General features: G+C 73.2%; 15 protein-coding genes and 2 pseudogenes. 7 read left to right on the forward strand and 10 right to left on the reverse strand.

All coding sequences use genetic code 11. The annotated features are described in order from the left end of the window. Positions 1–77: 77 nt before the first annotated feature. Positions 78–2,117, reverse strand: coding sequence for a M4 family metallopeptidase (locus tag EES43_RS21220; protein ID WP_124270175.1), 2,040 nt, complete (start codon positions 2,115–2,117; stop codon positions 78–80). Positions 2,118–2,678: 561 nt separating this feature from the next. Between EES43_RS21220 and EES43_RS21225 the strand changes: the two genes are divergently transcribed. Further along, positions 2,679–3,506, forward strand: a complete 828-nt coding sequence (locus tag EES43_RS21225; protein ID WP_124270176.1) for an alpha/beta fold hydrolase — start codon at positions 2,679–2,681, stop codon at positions 3,504–3,506. A 48-nt stretch (positions 3,507–3,554) separates the two neighbouring features. On the opposite strand, the gene EES43_RS21230 is transcribed toward EES43_RS21225, so the two are convergent. The 3 genes from EES43_RS21230 to glgX all read right to left on the reverse strand — a co-directional run bounded on the left by EES43_RS21230 (position 3,555) and on the right by glgX (position 9,675). Next, a complete protein-coding gene (locus tag EES43_RS21230) occupies positions 3,555–5,432 on the reverse strand; it encodes an ABC transporter ATP-binding protein (RefSeq protein ID WP_124270177.1) in 1,878 nt (625 codons plus the stop codon). Then, positions 5,429–7,300 carry an ABC transporter ATP-binding protein gene (locus EES43_RS21235; protein ID WP_241192489.1) on the reverse strand — a complete coding sequence of 624 codons (1,872 nt, stop codon included), beginning with the start codon at positions 7,298–7,300 and terminating at the stop codon, positions 5,429–5,431. The genes EES43_RS21230 and EES43_RS21235 overlap by 4 nt, the downstream gene beginning before the upstream one ends. Before the next feature lie 101 nt (positions 7,301–7,401). Next, complete coding sequence (gene glgX, locus EES43_RS21240) at positions 7,402–9,675, reverse strand: glycogen debranching protein GlgX (RefSeq protein ID WP_124270178.1); 2,274 nt, start codon at positions 9,673–9,675, stop codon at positions 7,402–7,404. A 154-nt stretch (positions 9,676–9,829) separates the two neighbouring features. Between glgX and EES43_RS21245 the strand changes: the two genes are divergently transcribed. The 6 genes from EES43_RS21245 (at position 9,830) to EES43_RS21270 (ending at position 15,688) form a co-directional block, all read left to right on the forward strand. Beyond that, complete coding sequence (locus EES43_RS21245; RefSeq protein ID WP_124270179.1) at positions 9,830–11,071, forward strand: L,D-transpeptidase; 1,242 nt, start codon at positions 9,830–9,832, stop codon at positions 11,069–11,071. A 228-nt stretch (positions 11,072–11,299) separates the two neighbouring features. Continuing rightward, the gene (locus EES43_RS21250) at positions 11,300–12,544 is read left to right on the forward strand and encodes a L,D-transpeptidase (protein ID WP_124270180.1); all 1,245 of its coding nucleotides are present in this window, start codon (positions 11,300–11,302) and stop codon (positions 12,542–12,544) included. Between the two features lie 98 nt (positions 12,545–12,642). Continuing rightward, positions 12,643–13,410: an enoyl-CoA hydratase/isomerase family protein gene (locus tag EES43_RS21255; protein WP_124270181.1), complete on the forward strand. Its 768-nt coding sequence runs from the start codon at positions 12,643–12,645 to the stop codon at positions 13,408–13,410. A gap of 260 nt (positions 13,411–13,670) precedes the next feature. Further along, positions 13,671–14,186, forward strand: a complete 516-nt coding sequence (locus tag EES43_RS21260) for an ATP-binding protein (protein WP_124270182.1) — start codon at positions 13,671–13,673, stop codon at positions 14,184–14,186. A gap of 99 nt (positions 14,187–14,285) precedes the next feature. Next, a complete protein-coding gene (locus EES43_RS21265; protein WP_124270183.1) occupies positions 14,286–14,501 on the forward strand; it encodes an EF-hand domain-containing protein in 216 nt (71 codons plus the stop codon). A gap of 134 nt (positions 14,502–14,635) precedes the next feature. Next, on the forward strand, positions 14,636–15,688 hold the full coding sequence (locus EES43_RS21270; protein WP_124270184.1) for a CopD family protein: 1,053 nt from the start codon (positions 14,636–14,638) through the stop codon (positions 15,686–15,688). On the opposite strand, the gene EES43_RS21275 is transcribed toward EES43_RS21270, so the two are convergent. From EES43_RS21275 to EES43_RS21300, 6 genes and pseudogenes are all read right to left on the reverse strand, one after another. Then, entirely contained in the window at positions 15,685–17,148 is a 1,464-nt protein-coding gene (locus tag EES43_RS21275) for a carboxylesterase/lipase family protein (protein ID WP_124270185.1), read from the reverse strand. The genes EES43_RS21270 and EES43_RS21275 overlap by 4 nt on opposite strands. 22 nt (positions 17,149–17,170) lie before the next feature. Next, a pseudogene (locus tag EES43_RS31490) lies at positions 17,171–17,467 on the reverse strand (N-acetylmuramoyl-L-alanine amidase); the annotation flags it as partial. Positions 17,468–17,661: 194 nt separating this feature from the next. Then, positions 17,662–18,639, reverse strand: coding sequence for a terpene synthase family protein (locus tag EES43_RS21285; RefSeq protein WP_124270186.1), 978 nt, complete (start codon positions 18,637–18,639; stop codon positions 17,662–17,664). Between the two features lie 533 nt (positions 18,640–19,172). Then, on the reverse strand, positions 19,173–19,370 hold the full coding sequence (locus EES43_RS21290; protein ID WP_124270187.1) for a hypothetical protein: 198 nt from the start codon (positions 19,368–19,370) through the stop codon (positions 19,173–19,175). Between the two features lie 23 nt (positions 19,371–19,393). Further along, positions 19,394–20,142, reverse strand: a pseudogene (locus tag EES43_RS21295) (lyase family protein); the annotation flags it as partial. A gap of 94 nt (positions 20,143–20,236) precedes the next feature. Continuing rightward, on the reverse strand, positions 20,237–21,823 hold the full coding sequence (locus EES43_RS21300; RefSeq protein ID WP_124270188.1) for a (2,3-dihydroxybenzoyl)adenylate synthase: 1,587 nt from the start codon (positions 21,821–21,823) through the stop codon (positions 20,237–20,239). Positions 21,824–22,029 lie beyond the last annotated feature (206 nt).

Raw genomic sequence — 22,029 nt, forward strand, 5'->3', positions numbered from 1 at the left:
GCGAACGGCCCGGGAGGAGAGCGAACTCCTCCCGGGCCGTGGGGCACTCGGTTCCTGGCGGGCCCGGAGGCCCGGGATCAGAAGGTGAGCTTGAAGCTGTTGATGCGCCCGGTGTCCGCCGAGGCGACGTCCTGGGCGCGGAGCTTCCAGACGCCGTTGGCCACCTCGGACGAGGCGTTGACCGTGTAGCTCTCCACCACGTCGTCGGCGGAGTCGCCGGAGGAGGAGTTCTTCAGGCGGTAGGCGGTGCCGTCCGGGGCCACCAGGTCGACGACCAGGTCACCGCGCCAGGTGTGGGAGATGTTGACGTCCACCTTGAGGGCGCTCGGCGCGTTGCCGGTCACACCGGAGACGGTGACCGAGCTGGTGACGGCCGCACCGGCGTCCGGGATGGTGACCGCGGTGGTGCTCTCGAAGACCTTGCCCGGGTCGGGGTTGCCGCCGCCGGGACGGGGTCCGACGTTGATGCCGGCCCAGGCGTTGGCCACGGCCGTGTACTCGGGGCTGGTGGCCCCGTACAGCTCACTGGCCGCCGCGAGCGTGCCGGTGCGGGCCGCGGCGTAGTTCGTGGTGGAGGTGAACTTCGTGGTGAGCGCCTTGAACCAGATCTGCAGCGCCTTGTCCCGGCCGATGCCGGTCACCGGGAGCCCGTCGGAGGTCGGCGAGTCGTAGCTCACGCCGTTGACGGTCTTGGCGCCGCTGCCCTCGGAGAGCAGGTAGAAGAAGTGGTTCGCCGGGCCCGAGGAGTAGTGCACGTCCACGTTGCCGATGCCCGAGTACCAGGCGTCCTTGGACGCGCCGTCCTTGGAGGGCTTGTCCATGTAGCGCAGCGGCGTGCCGTTGCCGTTGATGTCGATCTTCTCGCCGACCAGGTAGTCGCCCGGGTCCTGCGCGGTGTTGGAGTAGAACTCCACGCCGGCGGCGAAGATGTCGGAGGTGGCCTCGTTCAGGCCGCCGGACTCGCCGCTGTAGACGAGCTTGGCGGTGACCGAGGTCAGGCCGTGCGTCATCTCGTGGGCCGCCACGTCCAGGGAGGTCAGCGGCTTGACGTTGCCGCTGCCGTCGCCGTACGTCATGCAGAAGCAGCTGTCCTGCCAGAACGCGTTGACGTAGTTGTTGCCGTAGTGGACCCGCGAGTACGCGCCGACGCCGTCACCGCGGATGCCGGTGCGGCCGTGCACGTTCTTGTAGTAGTCCCACGTCTCGGCCGCGCCGTAGTGGGCGTCCGCCGCCGCCGTCTCGGCGTTCTGCGGCGTGCCGTCGCCCCAGGTGTCGTCCGAGCCGGAGAACAGGGTCCCGGTGCCCGAGGTGCCCTTGTTGAGGTTGTACGTCTTGTGGTTGCCGCGCGTGGTGTCGGTCAGGGTGTAGGAGGGCGCGGTGCCCAGCGTGACCTGGCCGTTGTACTGGGTGTTGCCGGTGCCGTTGGTCACGGCCTGCCACTCGTACAGCTTGGCGCCGGAGGAGGCGTCGGTGAGGACGTGCAGCTCGTTCGGCGTGCCGTCCTTCTGGAGTCCGCCGACCACGGTCTCGTAGGCGAGCTGCGGGGAGCCGCCGCCCAGCCAGACCACCTTGCGCGGAGCCTGGCTCGCGCCCTTCGCCTTGGAGCCCTCGGCCTTCGCCGCGCCGAGGGCCTGCTTCTCGGCGGCGGCCGGGGCCACGTCGGCGGCGAGGTCGACGGCCTTCAGCTGCGCGGCGGTCGCCTTCGACGCCTTGGTGACGCCTTCCGTCTTCCCGGCCGCGGTCTCCGCGACCACGAGGTCGCCGCCGAGGACGGGCAGACCGTCCAGGGTGCGCTCGTAGCGGGTGTGCGTGGTGCCGTCCCGGTCCTGGACGACGTCGCGGACCACCAGCTTCTCGGTGGACCCGAGGCCGAGTTCCTGGGCGGTGGCCGCCCGGGAGGCGTTGGCCTCCTTGAGCAGTTCGGCGCGCTGTGCGGGAGAGAGCTTGGCGGGCAGGGCGCCCGGGTCGGCCTTGGTGCCGGCGGTGACGCCGCCCGCGGCCGTGGTGGCCGTCGGGACGGCGGTCGCCGCGCCGGACTGGATGCCGACCGCGAGCAGTGCTGCCGCGGCTATCAGAGCGCCGGTCGCGGTGGTGCGACGGCTGGGCGTGGATCTCACGCGGACTCCTTCTGCGAGGGGGGTACCGGCGGCGCTGGATGAGCCGTCCGGACTGTGCAGGCGGTGCGCGGAACGGGGTGAAGAGTGTCAGCAGATGCCCGTACGTGTCAGGAGCGCGTCAAGAACTTGGCCGGATGTCGTCCGTTGCCGAAAAGGTCATGTTCGTTAAGCGGACGTTTCGCCGATCATTACCGCGATGTTGCCGGGGTCTGCCCAGTCCCGTGTTCACAGGGTGGTCACAGGTTGGGTGCGTCACGAGCACAAGACGACGGCGAGTCAGGAAGCGGTCACGCGGCGCCTGCTGGGACACCAGGGCCTTCTGGCCAGATCCCGCCACCGGAATCGGCCGGTCCGCCTCAGCGCGCCGAATCGGGCCGGTGGGCGGCGGCGCGGCGCGTCCGCACCCGCCGCGGCCGACGCGGCGGGTGCGGACCGGCTCGTGTTGCCGGTCGGCGGAACTGCTCACACCATGGCAGGGAGCCGACGAAGCACGTTTCCCCGCGCGGGGCGGACGGCCGCGCGCCGCCGCCCGTGCGCCCCGCCCGCCCGAGAGGACGCAGCATGCCTGTCTGCACCACGCGCGACGGTGTCGAGATCTTCTACAAGGACTGGGGACAGGGCCGCCCGGTCGTCTTCATCCACGGCTGGCCGCTCAACGGCGACGCCTGGCAGGACCAGCTCAAGGCGGTGGCCGACGCCGGCTTCCGCGGCATCGCCCACGACCGGCGCGGCCACGGCCGCTCCACCCCGGTCTGGGACGGATACGACTTCGACACCTTCGCCGACGACCTGGCCGACCTGATGGACCGGCTCGACCTGCGCGACGTCACCCTGGTCGCGCACTCGATGGGCGGCGGCGAGCTGGCACGGTACATCGGCCGCCACGGCACCGGCCGGGTGCGCTCGGCCGTCCTGCTCTCGTCCATCACCCCGCTCATGCTCCGGACGCCCGACAACCCCGAGGGCGTCCCGCAGAGCGTGTTCGACGGCATCAAGGACGGCATCCTCAAGGAGCGCTCGCAGTTCTGGAAGGACACCGCGACCGGGTTCTTCTCCGCCGACCGCGAGGGCAACCGGGTCACCCAGGGCAACAAGGACGCCTTCTGGTACATGGCCATGGCCGAGACCATCGAGGGCGGCGTGGCCTGCGTGGACGCCTTCGCCTCCACCGACTTCCACGCCGACCTGGAGAAGTTCGACGTGCCCACCCTCGTCGTGCACGGCGACGACGACCAGATCGTGCCGATCGACGCGACCGGCCGCAAGGTCGCGAAGCTCGTCCCGGGCGCCACGCTCACGGTGTACGAGGGCGGCTCCCACGGCATCGCGCTCGCCCCAGGGGACAAGGAGAGGTTCACCGCCGAGCTGCTGGCCTTCCTCGCCCGCTGAACCGGTACGGCCGGCCGGGGCGCGTCACCCGCTCCGGCCGGCCGCCCGTCACACCAGGCTGTCCTTCCAGGCCCGGTGCAGCCCGGCGAACCGGCCCGTGCCGCCGATCAGCTCGGCGGGCGCGCCGTCCTCCATGATCCGGCCGTGCTCCATCACCAGCACCCGGTCCGCGATCTCCACCGTCGACAGCCGGTGGGCGATCACGACCGCCGTACGGCCGCGCAGCACCGTGTCCATGGCGCGCTGGACGGCCCGCTCGCCGGGGATGTCCAGCGAACTCGTCGCCTCGTCCAGGATCAGCACCCCCGGGTCCGCCAGCAGCGCCCGCGCGAAGGCGACCAACTGCCGCTGCCCCGCCGAGATCCGCCCGCCCCGCTTGCGCACGTCCGTGTCGTAGCCGTCGGGCAGGCAGGCGATGAAGTCGTGGGCGCCGATCGCCTTCGCCGCCCGCTCGATCTCCTCGCGGGTCGCCTCCGGGCGGCCGATCGCGATGTTCTCCGCCACCGTCCCGGAGAACAGGAACGACTCCTGCGTCACCATCACCACGCCCCGGCGCAGCTCGGCCGTGCCCAGGTCCCGCAGGTCCACGCCGTCCAGCAGGACCCGGCCCTCGGTCGGGTCGTAGAAGCGGGCGAGCAGCTTGGCCAGGGTCGACTTGCCCGCGCCCGTCGAGCCGACCACGGCCACCGTGCTGCCCGGTGCGATCCGCAGGCCGAAGCGGGGCAGCACCTCGCCGCCCGTACGGTACGCGAACCGCACGCCGTCGAACACGACCTCGCGGCCCGGCCGGCCGTCGGTCCGGGCCGGCAGCTCCCTCGGCTCGGCGGCCTCCGGGACGGTCGGCGTCTGGGAGAGCAGACCGGCGATCTTCTCCAGCGAGGCCGCCGCCGACTGGTAGGAGTTGAGGAACATCGCCAGCCGGTCGATCGGGTCGTAGAGCCGGCGCATGTACAGCACGGCGGCGGCCAGCACCCCGAGCGCCAGCGTCCCGTCGGCCACCCGGTACGCGCCCCAGAGCACCATCCCGGCGACCGCCGTGTTGGCGATCATCCGGGAGCCGACCACATAGCGGGCCATCTCCAGCAGCGCGTCGCCGTTGGTCCGCTCGTGGCGGCCGTTGAGCACGGTGAACGAGGCGTCGTTGGCCCGCTCCCGGCGGAACGCCTGGACGGGCCGGATGCCGTTCATGGTCTCCGCGAACGTGACGATCACCGCCGCGATGGCCGTCGACCGCGCCCCGTAGACCACGGCCGCCCGCCGCCGGTACAGCCGCACCAGCCCGTACAGCGGTACGAAGGAGAGGGCGGCGATCGACCCGATCCCCAGGTCCAGCCAGAGCAGCACCAGGGAGATCGACACGAACGAGAGGATCACGCCGATCAGCTCCTGGAGCCCCTCGCTCAGCAGCTCCTGCAAGGACTCCACGTCCGTCGTGGAGCGGGAGACGATACGGCCGGAGGTGTAGCGCTCGTGGAAGTCCACGCTCAGCGCCTGGGCGTGGCGGAAGATCCGGCCGCGCAGGTCGAGGAGCGCGTCCTGGTTGATCCGCGCGGCGGCCCGGATGAAGCCGTACTGCAGGAGGCCGGCGCCCGCGGAGCAGAGCCCGTAGCCGACGGCGACCGCGATCAGGGGACCGTAGTCGTGGTCCCGGAAGGCCGGGACGCCGCTGTCGATCGCGTACGCCACCAGCAGCGGGCCGGCCTGCACCGCGGCCTGCTGGAGCAGCAGCAGGAGCGCGGCCACCGCCACCCGGCCGCGCATCGGGGACAGCAGCGAGAACAGCAGGCGGCGGGTGGCTCCGCGCGGCGCGGGCAGCGCGTCCTGGTCGAAGGGGTCGCCCGCCGCCGGCGGGTCGGCAGGGACCGCCGGGCCGGCCTGCCGGCCGTCGTCGTCGGTGCGTGCGGTGTCGTCCGCGGTCGTCGTCATCGGCTGCCGCCCTCCTCGGCGGTCGCGTGCTCGGCTGTGGCGCGCTCGGCGGGCGCGGGGCCCCGGTCGGCGGGGACCCGGCCCGGTGGGGCCGGGGCGCGGTCGTGACCGGCGCCCGACATCAGATGGGCGTACTCGGCGCTGGTGCGCAGCAGTTCCTGGTGCGTGCCGACCGCGCTGATCCGGCCGCCGGACAGCAGCGCCACCCGGTCCGCGAGCATCACCGTGGAGGGGCGGTGGGCCACCACCACGGCGGTCGTCCGCTCCAGCACCCGGCGCAGCGCCGCCTCCACCAGGGTCTCGGTGTGCACGTCCAGCGCCGAGAGCGGGTCGTCCAGCACCAGGAAGCGCGGCTCGCCGACCACGGCCCGCGCCAGCGCCAGCCGCTGGCGCTGGCCGCCCGACAGGCTGAGCCCCTGCTCGCCGACCTGCGTGTCCAGGCCCTGCGGCAGCTCGTGCACGAAGTCGGCCTGTGCCACCGCGAGCGCCCGGCGCACGGCGTCGTCGCCGGCCCCCTCCGCGCCCATCAGCACGTTCTCGCCGACCGTCGCGGAGAACAGCGTCGGCTCCTCGAACGCCACCGACACCAGCTCCCGCAGGCGCGGACGCTCCATCGTGGCGATGTCCTCGCCGTCCAGGGTGATCCGCCCGCCGGTCACCTCGTGCAGCCGGGGCACCAGAGCGGTGAGCGTCGTCTTGCCCGAGCCCGTCCCGCCGACCAGGGCCATCGTCTCGCCCGGCCGGACGTGCAGGTCGATCCGGGCCAGCACCGGCGGCGAGCCGGGCTCCGCGTCCGGGTAGCGGAACTCGACGCCCTCGAACACCATCCCGGCGGGCGCGGCGGGCGCGTTCTCGCGCGCCGCGGCGGCGTCGGCCTCCTCCGCCACGTCCATCACCTCGAAGTACCGGTCGGTGGCGGTCGCCGACTCCTGGCTCATCGCCAGCAGGAACCCGATCGACTCCACCGGCCAGCGCAGCGCGAGCGCCGTCGACAGGAACGCGACCAGGGTGCCCGCCGACAGCCCGCCGTCCGCCACCTCGATGGTGCCGAGCACCAGCGCCGCGCCGATCGCCAGCTCCGGAATGACGGTGATCAGCGCCCAGATCCCGGCCAGCAGCCGGGCCTTGACGAGCTCCGTCGTCCGCAGCCGCTGCGACAGGCCCCGGAAGGCGAGCGCCTGGCTGCGGTGCCGGCCGAAGCCCTTGATGACGCGGATGCCGAGCACGCTCTCCTCGACGACCGTGGTCAGATCGCCGACCTGGTCCTGGGACCGGCGGGCCACCACCGCGTACTTCGACTCGAACAGCGAGCACAGGACCATCAGCGGCACCGCCGGCGCCAGCAGCACCAGGCCGAGGGACCAGTCCTGCGCGAACAGGATGACGAAACCGACCAGGATCGTGGTGGCGTTGACGATCAGGAAGGTCAGCGGGAACGCCAGGAACATCCGCAGCAGCATCAGGTCCGTGGTCCCGCGCGAGAGCAGCTGCCCGGACGGCCAGCGGTCGTGGAAGGCCACCGGCAGGCGTTGCAGATGCCGGTAGAGGTCGGCACGCATCGACGCCTCGACCGAGGCCAGCGGGCGCGCCACCAGCCAGCGGCGCAGCCCGAACAGCAGGGCCTCCGCTATCCCGAGGAGCAGCAGGTACAGCGCGCCGAGCCAGACCCCGCCCGGGTCCCGGTCGGCCACCGGGCCGTCCACCATCCACTTCAGGACCAGCGGTATCACCAGCCCCAGGCAGGACGCCACGATCGCCACGAAGGCGGCGGTGAACAGACGCACCCGTACGGGTCGGACATAGGGCCACAGGCGGAGGAGGGAGCGCACGGCGGACCGGTCCGTGTGCTCTGCAGGCTTTTCGGGCATCAGGGCCGACCCTACGTTTCACCACTGACATCGGGCCTCCGGTTTTCCGGCCCGATCGCGGCGCGCCCGGCCCGTCCCGGCCGCACCGCCCGTCCCGCCCGTTACGCCGCCACCCGCAGCAGCAGCACCGAGCGGGCCGGCACCGGCAGGGCCGTACCGCCGCGCAGGATGGTGCCGGGCTCGTGCGCCTGGTCCTCGCGCGAGGTGTCCAGGACCAGTTCGTACCGCTCTGCCCACGGCGGCCCCGGCAGCTCGAAGCCGGTCGGCTCCGCCCCCGCGTGCAGCACCGCGAGGAAGCTGTCGTCCGTGACAGTCTCGCCCCGCGCGTCCCGGCCCGGGATGTCCCGGCCGGAGAGGTAGAGGCCGAGCGTGGCCGCCGGGGCGTACCAGTCGCCCTCCGTCATCTCCCGGCCGTCCCGGCCGAACCACGCCAGGTCCCGCAGACCGTCCGGGGCCTGCGCCCGGCCGGAGAAGAACGCGCGGCGGCGCAGCACCGGGTGGGTGTGGCGCAGCTTCAGCACCCGGGCCGTCAGCTCGGTCAGCCCGCGCCATCCGGGCTCCTCCAGCAGCGACCAGTCCAGCCAGCCGACCTCGTTGTCCTGGCAGTAGGCGTTGTTGTTGCCGCCCTGCGTACGGCCCATTTCGTCGCCGGCCACCAGCATCGGCACGCCCGTGGAGAGCAGCAGCGTGGTGAGCAGGTTGCGCAGCTGGCGGCGGCGCAGGGCGGTGACGTCCGGGTCGTCGCTCTCGCCCTCCGCGCCGCAGTTCCAGGCCCGGTTGTCGTCGGTCCCGTCCCGGTTGCCCTCCCCGTTGGCCTCGTTGTGCTTGTGCTCGTAGCTGACCAGGTCGCGCAGGGTGAAGCCGTCGTGCGCGGTGACGAAGTTGACCGAGGCGTACGGACGCCGGCCGCCCCAGGCGTACAGGTCGCTGGAGCCGGTCAGCCGGTAGCCGAGGTCGCGCACGTCGGGCAGGGCGCCGCGCCAGAAGTCGCGCACGGCGTCGCGGTAGCGGTCGTTCCACTCGGTCCACAGCGGCGGGAAGGCGCCGACCTGGTAGCCGCCGTCGCCGACGTCCCACGGTTCCGCGATGAGCTTGACGCGGCGCAGCACCGGGTCCTGGGCGATCACGGCGAGGAACGGGGAGAGCATGTCGACGTCGTGCATCGAGCGGGCCAGTGCCGCCGCCAGGTCGAAGCGGAAGCCGTCGACGCCCATCTCGGTCACCCAGTAGCGCAGCGAGTCGGTGATCAGGCGCAGCACCTGCGGCTGGACCACGTGCAGGGTGTTGCCGCAGCCGGTGTAGTCGGCGTAGCGGCGCGCATCGTCCTGGAGGCGGTAGTAGCCCCGGTTGTCGACGCCGCGCAGCGACAGCGTCGGGCCCCGCTCGCCCGCCTCCGCGGTGTGGTTGTAGACGACGTCCAGGATGACCTCGATCCCGGCGTCGTGCAGCGCGCGCACCATCCGCTTGAACTCGCCGACCTGCCCGCCGGCCGTGCCGGAGGCGGAGTAGCCGGCGTGCGGGGCGAAGTAGCCGATGGAGTTGTAGCCCCAGTAGTTGCGCAGGCCGCGCCGCAGCAGGTGGTCCTCGTGGGCGAACTGGTGCACCGGCAGCAGCTCCACCGCCGTCACGCCGAGCCTGGTCAGATGGCCGATCGCGGCCGGGTGCGCCAGACCGGCGTAGGTGCCGCGCAGCTCGGGCGGGATGTCCGGGTGCAGCCTGGTGAAGCCGCGCACGTGCAGTTCGTAGATGACGGAGTCGGCCCACGGCGTCTTCGGGCGGCGGTCCTCCGCCCAGTCGTCGTCGTCGTGGACGACCACGCCCTTGGGGACGTACGGAGCGGAGTCCCGGTCGTCGCGCACGGTGTCGGCGACGTGCTGGTCGGGCCAGTCGCGGACGTGCCCGTACACCTCGGGCGGGAGGGTGAAGTCGCCGTCGACCGCGCGGGCGTACGGGTCCAGGAGCAGCTTGGCCGCGTTCCAGCGGGCGCCCGTCCAGGGGTCCCAGCGGCCGTGCACCCGGTAGCCGTACCGCCGGCCCGGCCGGACGCCCGGCAGGAAGCCGTGCCAGATCCCGTGCGTCAGCTCCGTCAGCGGGCGGCGGGTCTCGGCGCCCCGCTCGTCGAAGAGGCAGAGGTCGACCGCCTCGGCCCCGCCGGCCCACAGCGCGAAATTGGTGCCCGCCACCCCGTCCGGGCCGGCCCGGAAGCGGGCCCCCAGCGGCGTCGGGGCCCCGGGCCACACGGCGGGGGCCGCCGCCGCGTGCGGGCCGGGGGCGGTGCTCCGGGCGGGCCCGGTCCGGCCGTCCGGCGGCCCGCCGGGGTCCACCGCCGTGCCCGCCGGATCCTGGACTGCCTCCTGCTCGGCTGCGCTCGACACCGTTTCGCCTCCCGCGGCTCATGAGGACGGGCACCGGAAAAGGGGCGCGCGACGTCCCGGCCGCGGCCCTCTTCCCGTAGTCCTCCCCCCTGTTCTGCCCAGCGCGGGGCCCGCACTCACGTTTCCCCCGACCGGCCCCGGTCGTTGGGGGAGCGTGAACCACACAGCGAAGAGCGCACGGGCGGGCTCGGCCGCCGTGCTGACATGGGCAGGACTACTGACCGTGCTGGCCCTGCTGACCGGCTGCACCGATACGAGGGAGGCGCTGCTGAACGGCAAGTCGCGCTCCGACCGGGATGTGATCAGCGTCTTCCCCGAGGACCGGGCGAAGGGCGTCGACGCGCGCACCCGGCTGGAGGTGAAGGTGCCCGACGGCCGGCTGGAGAGCGTGCGGGTGAGGCGGATCGAGGACGCGCGGCAGCAGACGGTGGCCGGGCGGATCGCGCCGGACGGGCTCTCCTGGCGGCCGGAGCCCGGCGCGGCCCGGCTCGCCCTGGCGGCGAAGTACAGCGTCGACGCGGTGGCGCTGGACGGGGCCGGCCGGCGCTCGGCCCGGCACACCACGTTCACCACGATCGTCCCGGAGCACCGTTTCATCGGTTACTTCAAACCGGAGAACCGGTCGACCGTGGGCACCGGGATGATCGTTTCCTTCTCCTTCAGCCACCCGGTCGCCGACCGCGCCGCCGTCGAGAAGGCCATCCGGGTGACGGCCGAACCGGCGGTGGAGGTCGTCGGCCACTGGTTCGGGAAGGACCGGCTCGACTTCCGGCCGCGCGCCTACTGGGAGCCGGGCACCGAGGTCGTCGTCGACATCGCGCTGCGCGATGTGGAGGGCGCTCCCGGGATCTACGGCAGCCAGGACCGGACCGTCGGCTTCACGGTCGGCCGCTCGCAGGTCTCCCGCGTGGACGCGGCGAAGCACACCATGGAGGTGCGCCGCGACGGCGAGCTGGTCAGCACCGTGCCGATCACCGCGGGCGCCCCGAAGACGACCACGTACAACGGCCGGATGGTGGTCAGCGAGATGCACGAGGTGACCCGGATGAACGGGGCCACCGTCGGCTTCACGAACGCAGAGGGCAAGGGCGAGTACGACATCAAGGACGTACCGCACGCGATCCGGCTCACCGAGTCCGGCACCTTCCTGCATGGCAACTACTGGGCCGGCGACGACGTCTTCGGCGAGCGGAACGTGAGCCACGGCTGCATCGGGCTGCGCGACGCGAAGGGCGGCGGCGGCTCCACCCCGGGCGGCTGGTTCTTCGACCGGACGCTGATCGGCGACGTGGTCGAGGTGGTCAACTCCAAGGACCGGAAGGTCTCGCCGGACAACGGTCTGAGCGGCTGGAACATGGGCTGGAAGAAGTGGAAGGCGGGCTCGGCACTGCGTTGACCCGCGCGCCGCGCACGCGGCCGGGTCCGCCCCCGGGCCCGGCCGTCCGCGTCGCCCGGATGTCCCTCCCACCCGCCCGGCCCGCCTGGCCACTTGGGACGGAACGGTGACATACCGGAGGGGCCCGGCCGATCGTCCATGTGATTGTCTTACCGCTGACGCGCAGGTGTAGCGCGCGGGGGTTGCGGGCCGTGGCGATGCCAGGCCGTGCGAGGGGAGACGACCACAGTGAACGGGCAGCCGATTTCGGGGGCATCGGCCGGGGCGGGCGCAAGGCGGCGCGGGGGACGGGTGCTTCTGGCACCGGTCCTGGGAGCACTGCTGTTGCTGGTGACGGCGTGCGGCGGGGACAGTACGGCGGCGGACGGAACCGCCGGGGGCAAGGATGCGAAGGCCGAGGACACCAGCGCCTCGCAGGCGGTGGTCACCGTCGCGCCCAAGGACGGCGCGGAGTCGGTGGCGACCAGCCGAGCGCTGAAGATCGGCGCCGCGGGCGGGAAGCTGACCACGGTGAAGGTCGCCGACCCCGAGGGCGAAGAGGTCGAGGGCGCCATCGCGGCGGACGGGGCGAGCTGGACGCCGAAGCGCCATCTCGCCGCCGCCACCAAGTACACGGTGCACGCGGTCGCCGAGGACGGGAAGGGCCGCGAGTCGGCGAAGGACACGACCTTCACCACGCTGGTCCCGAAGAACACCTTCATCGGGCAGTACACGCCGGAGGACGGCTCGACCGTCGGCGTCGGCATGCCGGTCTCCATCAACTTCACCCGGGGCATCACCGATCCGGCCGCCGTGGAGAACGCCATCAAGGTGACCTCCGAGCCGGCCGTCGAGATCGAGGGCCACTGGTTCGGCAACGACCGCCTCGACTTCCGCCCGGAGAAGTACTGGGCCCCGGGCACCAAGGTGACCGTGGACCTGAACCTCGACGGCGTCGAGGGGCGGCCCGGCGTCTACGGCAAGCAGGCCAAGACCGTGGAGTTCACCATCGGCCGCAGCCAGATCTCCACCGTCGACGCGAGCTCGCACCGGATGAAGGTCGTCCGCGACGGCAAGCAGATCAAGGACATCCCGATCTCCGCGGGCGCCCCGGCGACCACCACGTACAACGGTCAGATGGTCATCAGCGAGAAGCTCAAGGTGACCCGGATGAACGGCGACACCGTCGGCTTCGGCGGGGAGTACGACATCAAGGACGTGCCGCACGCCATGCGGCTGTCCACCTCGGGCACCTTCCTGCACGGCAACTACTGGGGCGCGTCCTCGATCTTCGGCACGACCAACACCAGCCACGGCTGCGTCGGGCTGCGGGACGTGCGCGGCGGTTACGACGGCCGGACCCCGGCCGCCTGGTTCTTCAACCGGTCCCTCATCGGCGACGTGGTCATCGTGAAGAACTCCGACGACAAGACCATCCAGCCGGACAACGGGCTCAACGGCTGGAACATGGACTGGGCGGAGTGGAAGAAGTAGGACCCCTCCCGCCGCGTTCGCGCGGTGGACCTGGCGGACCCGGTGCTGTGACCAACGGCACCGGGTCCGCCCGCGTTAGCCATGGTTAACCTCTCCCCATGACCGTAACCCTCGAAGTACGCGACGACGTCGGCACGATCCTGCTGGACCGGCCGCCGATGAACGCCCTGGACGTCGCCGTCCAGGACCGGCTGCGGGAGCTGGCCGAGGAGGCGACCCGGCGCGAGGACGTGCGCGCCGTGGTCCTCTACGGCGGCGAGAAGGTGTTCGCGGCCGGAGCGGACATCAAGGAGATGCAGGCGATGGACCACGCGGCGATGGTCGTCCGCTCCCGGGCCCTCCAGGAATCCTTCACCGCCGTCGCCCGCATCCCCAAGCCCGTCGTCGCCGCCGTCACCGGCTACGCGCTCGGCGGCGGCTGCGAACTGGCGCTGTGCGCCGACTTCCGCATCGCCGCCGACAACGCCAAGCTCGGCCAGCCCGAGATCCTGCTCGGCCTGATCCCGGGCGCGGGCGGCACCCAGCGGCTGTCCCGGCTGATCGGCCCGTCCCGGGCCAAGGACCTCATCTTCACGGGCCGCATGGTCAAGGCGGAGGAGGCCCTGACGCTCGGCCTGGTGGACCGGGTGGTGCCGGCCGCCGAGGTCTACGAGCAGGCGCACGCCTGGGCCGCCAAGCTGGCGAAGGGGCCCGCGCTGGCGCTGCGCGCCGCCAAGGAGTCCGTCGACACCGGCCTGGAGACGGACATCGACACCGGGCTCGCCGTCGAACGCACCTGGTTCGCGGGCCTGTTCGCCACCGAGGACCGCGAGCGGGGCATGCGCAGCTTCGTCGAGGAGGGGCCGGGCAAGGCCGTCTTCCTCTGACGGCCGCCGGGTGGTGCTCACGCGGATGCACCACCGGGCGGAGTTCATCCGTGTGGGCGGATCGGCCGGGCCTCGCAGCGGACTCGGGGCCCGGCGTGCCCGCCGCGTGGCACATCCCGCCAGAGGGTGCTTCACCGCAGCTCAGTCGGGCTCCCCGGCGCACTTTCCTGCCTCTGGCATATGCCAAAGCGCCCTCCGGAATCAGCCGTTCCGGGGTGCGGATTCCGTCGGAACGCCTCCGGAGGCCCGGACGGGCGGCCATGATGGTGCGCATGGCGGGCCTGGAGGGTGTGGATCAGCCGCGACCGCGCAGCAGCGCGACCGCGGCACGCTGGACGTCGACCGTCGATGACGAACAGGCGTTCAAGGCGCTGGAGTTGTTCGGGAACCCGACCGAGGCGGAAGTCCGGCTGCCGTCCCGCCCGGAGTCGGCGGCGACCGCCCGCCGGCTCACCTCCTGCGTGGTGCTGCGGCAGTGGGCGCTCTCGCCGCAGACCGCCGAGTACGCCGTCCTGCTCGTCTCCGAGCTCGTGGGCAACGCGGTGCGCCACACCGGCGCCCGGGTCTTCGGGCTGCGCATGGTCCGCCGCCGGGGCTGGATCCGCGTCGAGGTGCGCGACCCCTCGCGCGGGCTCCCGTGCCTGATGCCGGTCAGGGAGATGGACATCAGCGGGCGCGGGCTGTTCCTCGTCGACAAGCTCTCCGACCGGTGGGGCGTCGATCTGCTGCCGCGCGGCAAGACCACCTGGTTCGAGATGCGGATCTCCGACCGCTGACACCCCCTGAGCCACGCCTCCCACCGGCCCCCGCACCCGTCACCCGAACGGCCGGATAATCTGATCCCCGACATCCGGCATCACGAAGGGGCGAAAACAGTGGCGGACATCGAGTCGGCGCGGACGGTATTCGAGCGGTTCGACCGGGACGGCGACGGCCTCATCACGGCGAACGAGTACAAGAGCGCGATGGCGCAGCTCGGCGACCCCTTCGTCACCGAGACGGTGGCACAGGCGATCATCAACGCCCACGACGCCAACGGCGACGGCCTGCTCACCTTCGAGGAGTTCTGGGCCGCGCGGAACAAGGGCTGAGCCCCCGGACGGGCCCCCGGACGCGGCGCGTCCGGGGGCCCGTCCACGTCGTCGCCGCCGGTCCCTCCGGGCAGCGCCGATGAGGCCGTGCGCGGCTTGCCGCACCCCACCGGGCGGGCGAGGATCGAGGCGTGATGCTCTCCGGACCCCCTGCCGACCCGGCCGCACCGGCGCTGCCGGGCGTCCCCGGCGCGCCGCCGGTCGCCGATCCACTGCCCGCCCCGCTCGCCGATCCGGCCGCCACGACCGCCGCCCCGTCCTACCGGTCCTGGAGGGCCGCCGCGGTGGTGTGCGCGGGCGGCGCCCTGGCCCTGCTGACCGCGCTGGCCGGACCGGGGCTGCTGGCGCACGGCACCGGAGAGCTGCGGATACCCGGCGCAGGGCTCACCGCCCTGCTCCGGACCGTCCTGTACGCGGCCCTCGCCGTCCACCTGGGCGAACTCCTCGCCCCGGGCCTGATCCGGCCGGTGCCCGGCCGTCCCGGCGCCGCCGTGCGCGCCTGGGCCGTCCCCGCCGCGCTCGCCGGGGCCGCCGCCGCGGCCGGGCAGATCGTCCACCTGGCCGTCGTCAGCGACCTCGCGCTCACCGAGACGTACGCCACCCGGGAGGGCGGGCTGCTCCTCCTGATCGCCAACGGCCTGGTCATCGCCGCCGGTTGCGCCGCCGGCCGCCGCCCCGCCCTGGCCATCGTCCCGCTCGCCGCGGTCGTCGGCGCCGAGGCCCTGCGCGCGCACCCGGAGGCGTACACCCCCGAGATCGGCGCGGCCCTCACCGTCGTCCACCTGATCGCCGCCTCGCTGTGGACCGGCGGCCTGCTGCACGTCCTGCGCACCATGTGGCTCTGGCGCGGCCACCCCGCCGCCCGCGCCCTGCTCGGCCGCTACGCGCGCCTCGCCCTCTGGCTGTACGCCGCCCTCGCGGCCACCGGCACCGCCTCCACGCTGCGCCGCCTGCCGCTCGACGCGGTGTTCACCTCCGCGTACGGGCGCGCGCTGCTGGTCAAGCTGGCGCTGATGGCCGTCGTGAGCGCCCTGGCGGTGGCGGCGCGACGGCGGATGCTCCGCGACACCGACCCCGCCGCCGCCCACCGCCTCGCCCGCCGCGAACAGGCCGTGCTGGGAGCCGTCGTGGTGGCCTCGGCGATCCTCACCGCGACTCCTGACCCGCACTGGGTCTCCACGCGTTAGCGGTACGGCGGCCAGGCGCGCAACTCGGCGTCGCGCGGGGCCGGCAGGAGCGCCGGGGCACCCGGCCCGAAGCCCATCACCGGCCGGGAGGCGTCCCACCGGGGCCAGCCCGGATCGCCCGAGGCGGCGAACCGCACCCACGCCCCGTGCATCGCGTCCGCCAGCTCCTGCGGTGCGTCCGGTCCGGTCAGGGCGACCGTGTCGGGGTGGGCGAGGGTGTCGAAGACGAACCCGAGCTCCAGCGCGTGGCAGGCGCCGAGGCGCTGTACGGGGGAGGGCCACCCGAACTCGTACAGGTGGGTGGAGGCGGGCGCGCCCGTCCGGGCGTCGGCCAGCCGGTTGACCGGGACCCGCAGCAGCAGGTCCGTCGCCATCGCCCCGAGGAGTTCGCCCGGTGCGGCGTCGGGCCGGGCCGCCCGGTAGACGCGGGCGGTGGCGGCGGGCACCCCGAACTTCAGCAGCGCGAGCCGGAGCCGGAGCCGGCCGATCCGCTCCGTCAGCCCGCCCGGCACGAACCAGAGCCGGTACTCCTCGCTGTTCGTCCCCATCAGCAGCTCCACCCCGGCGGCCCCGCCCGTGCGCAGCGCCTCGTCGGGGTCGGTGGGCAGCAGGTCGCCGTCCACCACGATCGGGAAGCCGTTCCGCCCGGTCAGCGGGTCGCCGCCGCTCGTCACCGCCGTCTGCGCGTCCAGCAGGCCCTCCGGATCGACGGCGGCCAGCGCGGCGGCGGTCGCCGGGACGCCGAGCCGCCGGGCGATCAGTTCCGTCGTCCGGGAGCCGTCGGCCGGAGTGAGGGCCGCGGGCACGCCGCTCTGCAGCACCGCCCGCCGGAACAGGCCCGCCGCGCGGGGGGCCGCCAGCAGGGCCGCCACGCTGACGGCCCCCGCCGACTCGCCGGCCACCGTGACCCGGTCCGGATCGCCGCCGAACGCCGCGATGTTGTCCCGCACCCACTCCAGCGCGGCCAGCTGGTCCAGCAGTCCCCGGTTGGCGGGCGCGTCCGGGAACACCCCGAAACCCTCCACGCCCAGGCGGTAGTTGACCGAGACCAGCACCACGCCGTCCCGGGCGAACGCCCACCCGTCGTAGACCGGCACCGCTGAGGAGCCGTGCAGCAGCGAACCGCCGTGGATCCACACCAGGACGGGCCGGCCGGCCGCAGCGGTCGAGGGCGTCCACACGTTGAGGTTGAGGCAGTCCTCGCCCGCCACGGCCGGATCGGGCAGCAGTGCGTCCAGCGGCGGGGCGTAGGGCCGCTTGGGCGCGGTCGGCCCGAAGTCGACCGCGTCGCGCACGCCCCGCCACGGCCGGGGCGGCGCGGGCGCGCGGAAGCGCCGTGCGCCCACCGGCGGAGCCGCGTACGGGATGCCGCGGAAGACCGCGACGCCCGCCTCCACCGTGCCGCGCACGTCGCCGTACGCGGTCGTCACCTGCGGCGGAGCCGCCCCGACACCGGACATGTGCGCATCGGCCCTTTCGCTGCTTCAGGTGGACCAGCCCGTCCGTGGTGAGGGCGGGGCGGCCCTTCGTGCCGGCCACGACGATCCGGACCGTGTGCTGGGCACCGGAGGGCCACGACGACGCCGTCCAGACAGCGTCCCGGTACTTCGTGGTGGCGGACTTCAGATCCACCGTGGCAGCCTTCCTGCCGTCGACGTAGACGTATGCCTGCCCCGAAGTGGCGGCCCGCGACACCACCCACGCGGCTGACCTTCCGGTGAACGTCCACGTCAGACCGGCGTTCTTGGCGCTGCTCGCGTACGACCGGCCGCCCAGGTAACCGGGGCCCGCCGGTTGCGTCGGCCCGGCCGGTGGGGGACGGCCCGGGGCCATGCTTGCGCGGTCAGTCTTCCATGTGACCGGCTTCGACCAATCCTGGTTCCCTGGTGACCCCTGGTGGTGTGACCTGATCGTCTCCGGCCGCGGTACGGGACCGGGAGACTGCCGCGCCCCGGGCCCGCACCGCGGCGTTCTCAGGAGGCGAAGATCCCGGACAGCGACGCGTGCCCGTCCCGCTCCACCAGATCGGGCCGGGTGTAGCGCTCGGCGCGGGCGTGGTAGTCGAAGTCGCCCCGCACGAGCCCTCGGTAGTCCCGTACGCAGCGCTCCAGGGCGGCCCGTGTGGAGCCGGTGATTCCCGCCGCGTCGATCTCCTCGGTCAGTTCCCTTTCCGCCCGCTGCACCCGTTCGGCGATCCGCGCCAGCTGTATTCCGGCCTCGTCGACCGCTTCCTGGAGCGTGGATCTGCGGTCGCGCTGAATGAGCCGCACCGCGTTGTGCTCATAGCCCAGGGCGGCCTCCTTCTCGAACGAGCAGATGTCGTTGCAGAGTCCGGAGTGGTCGGTCACCGCGTTCCGCAGGGCGATATAGGCCGGAAGGCTGCGAGCGGATTCCGGCAGATCGATTCCGGCGGTGATCTCGTGCAGGTCGAGGAACGGCTGCATGGCCACCGAGTCGCGCCGGTGCCTCGCGAAGTCGGCCCGGCTCGGCACCTGTCCGGCCGCGCGCTCCACCGCCTCGGCGTAGTACGTCCACAGCCAGGCGGCGGTGTCCCGGCGGAACTGCCGACGCCAGTGCGGCGACCGGTCGCCGCAGGTGCGGTCGCGCAGCCCGGCCAGCGCCCGTTCCATCGGGCCGTGCGGCGGGGCGCCGTCGAACACGTCCACCAGCCGGGCGATCGCGCTCCCGCACATCCCGGGATCGCGCCCGGCCGGTCCGTCGTCGAACTCGTCGTCCACCAGGAAAGCCCAGAAGAGCCACTGGCAGAACAGATCGAGATGCCGCTGGGAGGCTTTCGGGAAGATGAGGGAAATCCATAGTTCGGGCCGGGTGCGGATCATCCGCTTGCGCGAAGGGGCGGAAAGGATCAGCCCCTCGGATTCGGCCCATTGCCAGGCGGCCCGGCGAGTTTCGGCCAAGCCCGGATGGCAGCCTGCGCTCGGGAACGGCATGTGAAACACCGGTAACTTTATCTGGCTCATTGCTGCCCCTCGTCTGATCGGTGCGGATGGACGACGCGAACGGCGCGTCCTCCGCGGACCGCGCCGGAGCCGGGTCGTGGGAGGCGGCGGTCGGGGGTCCGGCAGCCCTGAAAACTGTCCCGTGATCCCTGGCCAAGGGGTGACCGTACGAGGTGAGGTGGCATCGTTGTCAGCTCCTCCGCCGGGGGCCGGGGCGTCGCAGGGGACAGCCCTTAGTCAACCCCCTGTCGGGGTGCGAGGGAAGCCATATGTGACCGAAATTGCTTGATCGCCCTGAACTCCTGAACGGCTGAGCACAGTTGTGGGGCGTGTGGGACGGGGCATGGGCCCGGCTTGTTCGTGCTCCTGCGCCTCGGGCGTGTCGGCGCGGGGGAGGCACGTCCGGGCGGGAGCGGCCGTCCGGGGCCGGAGGCCCGCCGGACTCCTGGCCACCTGCTGCCGGACTCCTGGCCACCTGCTGCCGGACTCCCGGCCGCCCGCCGCTCCCGGCCGCCGCTCCCCGGTCAGCAGGCCCGCAGTGGGCGGGCGTCGGCGGCGGACGACAGGACGGCGACCGCGTGGGCGTCCGAGGCGAGCGTGACGTGGCGGTGCCAACCGCTGTGGGAGCGGGCGCGCAGATCGACATCAACTCCCTGGACCCCGCGATGGACCTGCCCTGGGAGCTGACCGTGGCCGCCCCCGGCTTCCGGGACGGCCACCACGGAGAAGTCCTACGGGTACTCGGTCATGTCGCCGCTCCTCTTCGCGAGTCGTCCTCCAGCAGGGCGCGTTCGGTCAGTGCCGCGGCTCCGCCCGTGTAGGCGAGCGGATCGCACAGCTCCGCCAGCTCGTGCGCCCCGACGCGGCCGGCCGGCTCCGGCGAACCGGCCAGGACGTCCGCGAGCGGCTTCCCGGTCTCCGCCGCCGTCGCCGCGCACCTCGACACCACGGCCCTGGCCGCCGCCTTGCCGAGCAGCGGCGCCAGCTCGGCCGCGATCCGCCCGGTGACCACACCGCTGCCGGTGAGCGCCAGATTGGCGCGCATCCGCCCGTCGCGGACCTCCAGGCCGCCGGCCAGCTCGACCGCCGTATGGGCCGCCCCGCCCGTCAACCGCAGGCACTCGCGCAGCAGTTGCCACTCGGCGTGCCACACCCCGCCCGACCGCTCGTCCTCCGACACCAGGCACTGCGTCAACCCGGCGGCCATCACCGGCACCTGGAGCGAGGCACTGCGGATCAGCGTCGACAGCACCGGATTGCGCTTGTGCGGCATGGCGGAGGAGCTGCCGCGGCCCACCGGCCCCGGCTCGGCGACCTCCGCCACCTCGGTCCGCGCCAGCGACTGCACGTCGACCGCGATCTTGCCGAGCGCACCGGCAGCCCGGTCGCGAGCACCCGGTCCAGCCGCTCGTCCGCGGCCAGGACCAGTTCCCGCCAGCCCGCCGCCTTGAGACCGAACGTGGTGGGGACCGCCTGGAGGGCGAGGGTCCGGCCGCCACGGCCACGCCGGCCGACGCCCGCTACACCGACATGGTGTCGGGCAGCCGGCGCGCCGTCCGCCCCGCCCTCACGGCCCCGGGGCCCCTCCTCACCGCGCCGAGGGCGCGGCCAGGGCGCGCAACGCCTTCTTGTCGACCTTTCCCATCGGCGTACGCGGCAACTGCGATACGGGCACCAGGCGGTCGGGGATCTTGTAGGTGGCCAGGCCGCGGCCCCGCAGGTACTCCTTCACCGCCGAGGTGCCGGGAGCCGTCCCGGTCAGGACGACGAACGCGTACGTCCGTTCGCCGAGCACGGTGTCCTGAACACCGATCACGGCCGCGTCCCGCACCGCGGGATGGGTGCGCAGCTGACGCTCCACCTCCTCCGCCGAGACCTTCTCGCCGGCCCGGTTGATGACGTCCTTGATCCGGCCGACGATCACGATGTTGCCGTCCTGCCTGCGCCGGACGAGGTCTCCGGTGCGGAAGAAGCCGTCCGGTGTGAACGCGCGCGCGTTCTCCTCGGGAGCCCGGTAGTACCCGCGGATCGTGTACGGACCCCGCACCTGCATTTCGCCGGCCTCCCCGTCGGGCACCGGGTCGCCGGACTCGTCCACGACCCGGATCTCGTCGCGCGGCGACATCGGGCGGCCGTCCGTGTTCACGACCGCCTCCTGCGGGTCGTCGAGCCGGGTGTGCGTCAGCAGGCCCTCGCTGATGCCGTACCACCGCTGGATACGGCAGCCCAGGCCCCGGGCCGCCCGGTCGGCGAGGGCGGGGTCGAGAGGGGCGCTGCCGACCTGGATCAGCAGATCCGACAGTTCGCCGGGCGGCCGTCCCGAGTCGGCCCACAGCCGCAGCACGGCGGGCACGAGCGTGGTCACGGTGACGCCCTCGCGGCGGATCAGCGGGAACACCTCGTCGGGCCGTACGGTCGACGTGAGGACCGCCCTGCCGCCCAGGAGGAGGCTGCCGAACACCCCCGGGCAGGCGAGCGCCGCCTGGTGCGCGACCGGGTTGACGGCGAGATAGACCACGTCCCGGTCGACCTCCATCGCCCGCGCGGTCGCGCCCATGACGTACGCGTAGTCGTCGTGGGTCCGGGGGATCAGCTTCGGGAGCCCGGTGGTTCCCCCGGAGAGCAGGAACAGCGCGGGCGCGGACGGGTCCACCCGGGGCAGCGGGACGTCCTCGGCGCCCACCGACTCCAGCGCCGTGAACTCCTGGGGGTCGCCGCTGACCAGCACATGCCGGAGCGAGGGGATCTCCCGGGCGATCCCGCGGAAGTCGAACCCGCCGAACTCGTCCTTCACCACGTAGGCCACCGCGCCGGAATGGGCGCACAGATGCTCGATCTCGGACCTGCGGTGTCCGGGCAGCGCGAGCACCGGTATGGCCCCGGCCCGCAGCAGCGCGAACACCACGACGACGAACTCGGGAACGTTGGGCAGGTGCACGACCACCCGGTCCAGCGGGCTGACGCCCAGTCCGATCAGTCCGCCCGCCAGCCGGTCCGCCCTGCGCGAGAGCTCCGCGTAGGTCATCCGCCGCCCGTCGCAGACCACGGCCACTCTCTCCGCGTTCCGCTCGCACGACTCGTGGAGCAGGTCGCCGATCGGCCGGCCGGGCCAGACACCCGTCCGGCGCAGGTCCGCCCCGAGCTGTTCGGGCCAGGGCACAAATCCGTCGAGCATGATGACGTCCCTTCCAGGAGCGGGCGGAGGGGGGACGGAGGCGCGAGCGTCCGTGCGCGGGCGCGATGGCGCGCCTGCCGGGCCCCTCTCCTCCGCATCGTCATCGCGGCCCCCGTACGGCCCCCGGTCTCTTGCCGACATCTGTCGGGGAGTCCGTGAAATTCCGGCGAGCGGAAAACATGGGACCCGCGGAACGACGGCCGACG

The organism is Streptomyces sp. ADI96-02 (assembly GCF_003846185.1).
In the GTDB taxonomy this organism is placed as follows: Bacteria; Actinomycetota; Actinomycetes; order Streptomycetales; family Streptomycetaceae; genus Streptomyces.